Raw genomic sequence first — 1,998 nt, 5'->3', positions numbered from 1 at the left:
CACCGAAGGGCGGCCGACGTGCTCGCCTTCTTCGACCGCCCAGGCACCAGCAACGGCCCAACCGAAGCGATCTGTGAGTCTGGGTTCGGCTGGTCCGGGACTGGCTGGCCATGATGGATGTCGGTCGTGCCGCCCTTCGTGTGACTCTCGAGGCAATTGGCCCGCGGCAGCGGTGCTCTTCCGTTGAATTGTCCACGCGGGGAGGCGCGGTCGGCACCGTCCGGCCCACCTCGGTGACCTGATCAGGAGACTGTCCGACCCCATCGGCATCACGGAGTCGTGGCTCATCACAGATACGTCCCGATGTGACCTCTGCCCGGTCCGGTGCCGGCCGCTCGTCGGCCAGTACAACCATTCCGTTAAGAGGAAGGAACGTCGACTAGCCATGTCGATCATCGCGCATACCTGTCCATTCATCATCGGCGTGGACGCTCACGCCCGCTCCCACGCCCTGGCGATCCTTGCCTGCCCCACAGGAGAGATCCTCGACGAGGGCCGATTCCCCACAACAGCCGCTGGGTTGCAGCGCGCCATCGCTTGGGCTTCCCGGCGCACCGAAGGCGACCTTGACACGCTCTGGGTCGTCGAAGGCGTCGGCACCTACGGCGCCCGCCTCGCCCACGCGGCCGCCGACGCCGGATACGCCGTGGTCGAAGCGCCCAGGATGAACGCGCGCGCCAACCGCGGGGTCGGCAAGTCGGACCCACTGGACGCCCGCCGTATCGCCCAGGCCGTGCTACCGCTCACCGACGTACAACTGCGTCGACCCCGTCGTGACGACGGAGCTCGGGCGGCACTGCGTGTCCTGATCGCGTCCCGCGATCACATCACCAACGAACGGACCGCGGCGATCAACGCGCTCATCGCGATCTTGCGGGTCGTTGACCTGGGCATCGACGCTCGCGGCACCCTGACCGCCGGCCAGATCAGCGCCATCGCCGCGTGGCGCAGCCGCACAGAGGAACTCTCGCTCAGTGTCGCTCGCGCCGAGGCGGTCAGGCTGGCCCGGCGAGTCCGCTCTGCGGACCAAGAGCTGTCGGACCTCACTCGACGGATGAGGACCCTGCTCGAGAAAGGCCCCGCTGCAGGCCTGCTCGACAAGCCCGGAATCGGACCAGTCACAGCAGCCATCGCGTATGCCGCCTGGTCACACACCGGACGCGTGCGTTCCGAAGCCGCGTTCGCCAGCCTCGCGGGAGTCAACCCGATCCCCGCCTCGTCGGGAAACACCATCCGGCACCGGATCAACCGCGGCGGCGACCGCCGACTCAACCGCGCCCTACACATGGCCGTCGTCACCCGCATGCGCATGGACCCCGACACCCGCGCCTACGTGGAGAAGCGCACCGCCGAAGGACGCACCCTGCGAGAGATCCGACGCAGCCTCAAGCGCTACCTCGCCCGCCAGATCTACCGGCACCTCAACTCAGCGCAAACCGCCCACGCAGGCGCTTGACAAAACATAGGAGATTCAACGGACGCCTCGAACACCTCCGCGGGATCGCCTTGGGATTTAGGAACCTGACCCACTACATAGCCAGAAGCCTCCTCGAAACCGGAGGATTCAAACCCCACCTACACCCTGCATTGTGAAGAGCCAGTTTGAACCGCCTGAGGTTTCGTGCCGGATCTTTCTGAGTCAGGAAGGATGGCACCATGCCAAAGAGAATCGATCCCGCTGTGAAGGAGCGGGCGTTGCGTCTGCTGCGTGAGCATCGCGGGCAGTACCCGTCGTTGACTGCCGCGTGCGCAGCGGTAGCCCGGCAAGAACGCATCGGCGCCGAAACGTTGCGCCGGTGGGCGTTGCAGGCCGAGATCGACGAAGGGACCCGGCCAGGAACCACGTCGGAGGAGCACGAGCAGATCAAGCGGCTCAAGGCCGAGAACGCCCGGCTGCGGGAGGATGTCGCGATCCTGAAAGCGGCCACGACTTATGTGGGTGATCGCTGTCAAGCGGTGGCTTGATCGAGGCCTTCGAGGAGGTTGGTGTAGATCTCG

Annotated in this window: 1 protein-coding gene and 1 pseudogene; both read left to right on the top strand. The window is 66.1% G+C overall.

Annotated features, from left to right (window positions below; genetic code table 11):
- Positions 1 to 385: 385 nt before the first annotated feature.
- Positions 386 to 1,456 (top strand): IS110 family RNA-guided transposase, encoded by a 1,071-nt coding sequence (locus tag ABEA30_RS01940; protein ID WP_345578171.1) that lies wholly within the window; start codon positions 386 to 388, stop codon positions 1,454 to 1,456.
- Positions 1,457 to 1,656: 200 nt separating this feature from the next.
- A pseudogene (locus ABEA30_RS01935) lies at positions 1,657 to 1,938 on the top strand (transposase); the annotation flags it as partial.
- Positions 1,939 to 1,998: the final 60 nt, after the last annotated feature.

Origin of the sequence: Tessaracoccus lubricantis, assembly GCF_039544535.1 — a bacterium.
Lineage (GTDB): Bacteria > Actinomycetota > Actinomycetes > Propionibacteriales > Propionibacteriaceae > Arachnia > Arachnia lubricantis.
Note: the sequence above shows the minus strand (reverse complement) of the source record. Positions and strands in the feature narration are given on the sequence as shown.